The organism is Peptidiphaga sp. (genome assembly GCF_057238965.1).
On sequence record NZ_DBHHEV010000140.1, the window covers coordinates 1 to 3,628 of the forward strand.

Annotated in this window: 1 protein-coding gene; it reads right to left on the reverse strand. The window is 65.5% G+C overall.

Annotated elements, in window-relative coordinates:
• Positions 1-3,620, reverse strand: a 3,620-nt coding sequence (locus ACO48X_RS11005) for a nitrate reductase subunit alpha (RefSeq protein ID WP_485002128.1), incomplete at its 3' end; no start/stop codon positions are given.
• Positions 3,621-3,628 lie beyond the last annotated feature (8 nt).

Consider the following 3,628-nt stretch of genomic DNA (forward strand, 5'->3'; position numbering starts at 1 on the left):
CCGTAGTAGTTGAATGCGAAGGAAAGCTGGGCGTACCCGCCGATGAGATGGGTCGGCTTGAGAAGGATGCGCGTCAGCGAATTATGGGTTCCGCCTCGCCTGCCCGAGCGTTCGTTGAGCGGGGTGTTCATCGTTCGCTCTTGGGCGTGGTGCATGAACACGGTGCCTTCGGGCATGCGGTGGGAGACGACCGCCCTGGCCGAAACGATGCCGTTTCGGTTGTAGGCCTCGACCCATTCGTTGTCCTTGACGCCGATCTTCTCCGCGTCCTGGGGGCTCATCCAGATGGCCTGGCCTCCGCGCCCCAACGTCAACATATGCGGATTGTCGAAGTACTGGGAGTGGATCGCCCATTTGTTGTGAGGGGTGAGGTAGCGCACCGCGACTTCGGCCGTTCCCTCCGGCGAGACTCCCGTGGCGCCGAGTTTGACGTCTCCGTACAAATGGTGGAGGTCCAAAGGGGGGCGGAAGATCGGCAGCGTCTCGCCGAGCTCTTGCATCCAATCGTGGTCGATGTAGAACTGCGGGCGCCCGGTCAGCGTGTGCCAGGGCTTGTTCCGTTCGACGTTCTGAACGAAGGCGCTGTACCGGCGCCCGCCGTGCTCGGAGCCCGACCACTCGGGCGAGGTGATGACGCTTCGCGGCTGGATCCGGGTGTCGTCGAAGCTGATTCTGCGTTCCTCGTCGCCGAGAGCCAAGTCCGCCATCTCGGTTCCCGTTCGGGCCTCCAGGCGTTTGAATCCCTGGTAGGCCAGCCGCCCGTTGGTCGTGCCCGACAGGCGCAAAACGGCGTCGGCGGCCTTGACGTCGCCGTCGACGAGCGGGCGTCCGGCCCCCGGCCCGTAGTCTTGCGGAGCCGTTCCGTTCAGTCTGCCGAGGTAGTCGACCTCTTCGTCTGGAGTGAGCAGGAGCCCCTTGATCGGCATGCCCGCCTTCTCGACGAGCGGGCCGAGGGTGTCGAACTTATGGCCAATCTGCGTGTAATCGCGTTCTATGCCGACGATCTTCGGCATTGTCACGCCGGGGACCCACGGGTTGTCGGACGGGACCGCCCCGGCGGGATTGGCGAATTCGTCCGGGGTGTCGTGGCTGAGCGGCGCGGCCAGCGCGTCGATCTGCGTTCCCAGATGCCTGGCAGCCATCTTGGAGACGAGGTAGGCGAGGGTCTGGAACGTCTCGAAATCGGTGCGGGCCTCCCACGGCGGGTCGACCGCCGCGTTGAACGAGTGCATGAACGGGTGCATGTCCGTCGACGACAGGTCGTGCTTTTCGTACCAGGTCGCGGCCGGAAGGACGACGTCGGAGTGCAATGTGGTCGAGGTGTTGCGGAAGTCGGCCGTCCACATGAGGTCGAGCTTGCCGTTGACGGGCTCCCTCCACGTCATCGAGGCCGGACGCCGATCTTCTTCGAGTTCCACGGCATTGACGTCGTTGTTGGCGCCGATGAGGTGGCGAAGGAAGAACTCGGTTCCCTTGGCGGACGAACCCAGCAGGTTGGTGCGCCAATTGGCGAGGATGCGCGGCACGTTCTCGGCGGCGTCAGGGTCCTCCACGGCAAAGCGAAGCCTGCCTTCGCGCAGCTCGCGCGAAACGTACTCTCCGGGGGCCAGGCCGGCCTCTTTCGCCTCCCTGCCCAACACAAGCGGGGATTTGTTGAACGTCGGATAGCTCGGCATCCAGCCGCGCTGGGCGGACTCGACCAGGCAGTCGGCCGTGGTTTTGCCGTTGAGCGCGCCGGCGGCGGTCGGGCTCGCCATGAGCTTGACCTGCGCGCCGTCGTAACGCCACTGACTGGTGGAAACGTAGTACCACCCGGTGGAGATCATCTGCCGCGCGGGGCGCTGCCAGTCCAGGGCGAAGGCGTAGTTCGCCCAGCCGGTGATGGGGCGGACCTTCTCCTGGCCGACGTAGTGCGCCCATCCGCCGCCGTTGACGCCCTGGGTCCCGCACATCGTCGTCAGCGCGAGGAAGGTGCGGTAGATCGTGTCGGAATGGAAGTAGTGATTCGTCCCAGCGCCCATGAGGATCATCGAGCGCCCGCCGGATTCGAGGGCGTTGACGGCGAATTCCCGGCCGATCTTGATGGCTGCGCCGGCGGGCACGCCCGTGAGCTCCTCCTGCCAGGCAGGAGTGCCGGGGGCGGTCGAATCGCCGTAGCCGGAAGGCCACTGGCCCGGCAGCCCCTCGCGCCCCACGCCGTACTGCGCGAGCAGAAGGTCGAAGACGGTCGTGACCAGGCGGCCGCCGACTCTGCGGGCGGGCACTCCGCGGTACATGACGCCGGCTCCGATCGAACCCTGGCCCTCTTCGGCCGGAAGGTCGAATCGCGGCAACGCGACGAGGGCGGGCTCCCAGGCGTCAGTGTCCATGACCGACATCACGGGCTCGACGCCGTCGAGTTTGAGATTCCAGTGACCGGCGCCTTCTTCGCCGAAATGGTCGGCCAGCGTGCCGCCCGGATCCTTGAGGGCGCCGTCGGCCTCCATGACGAGCGGGCGGAAGTCGTTATGCTCGGTGCGCACGGTGGTTCCGGCGGGCGCAAGATTCGCGGTGTAGAACTTGCCCGGAACATAGGTCTCCATGTGCGAGGGGCTCGCATCGATCGCGTGGTCGAGCTGGATGAGGAACGGGCTGTCGGAGTAGCGCTTCATGTAGTCGATGAAGTACTGCTCGCGCCGGGCCAGGAAAAACTCCTTGAGAATGACGTGCCCCATGGCGATGGCCAGCGCCGCGTCGGTTCCGGGCTGAACTCTCAGCCAGTCGTCGGCGAACTTCGTGTTGTCGGCGAAATCGGGGGAGACCACCACCACTTTTTGTCCGTGGTAGCGGGCTTCGGCCATGAAATGGGCGTCGGGCGTGCGCGTTAGCGGGACGTTCGACCCCCACATGATGAGGTACTGCGAGTTGAACCAGTCGCCGGATTCGGGGACGTCCGTCTGATCGCCGAACATCTGCGGGCTCGCCGGGGGAAGGTCCGCGTACCAGTCGTAGAAGGAGAGCATGGTCGCGCCGATGAGCTCGTGGAATCGCGAGCCCGCCGCATAGGAGATCATCGACATCGCGGGGATGACCGAAAAGCCGGCGATGCGGTCCGGACCGAATTCTTTGATCGTGTGGACGTACGAGGCGGCGACGATCTCCATAGCCTCTTCCCACGTCGTGCGCACCATTCCGCCCGTTCCGCGGGCGGATTTGTAGGCTTTGGCCTTGACGGCGTCGCCGACGACGTCGCCCCATGCCAGAACAGGGTCGCCCAGGCGGTCTTTGGCCTCGCGGTACATGTCCAACAGCACCCCGCGGACGTAGGGATACTTGATGCGCGTGGGCGAGTACTCGTACCAGGAGAATGCGGCGCCGCGGGGGCACCCGCGCGGTTCGTACTCGGGCATGTCGGGGCCGGTGGTCGGGTAGTCGGTCTGCTGAGACTCCCAGGTGATGATCCCGTCCTTGACGTAGATCTTCCACGAGCACGAGCCCGTGCAGTTGACGCCGTGCGTCGAACGAACCACCTTGTCGTAGCTCCAGCGCTGGCGGTAGAAGGAATCCGCCTGGCGTCCGCCCTCGAGGAAGAGCTGGTGGGCGTCGCCGCTCGCCTGGCCTCGCCTAAGCCACGAGCCCATCTTCAGGA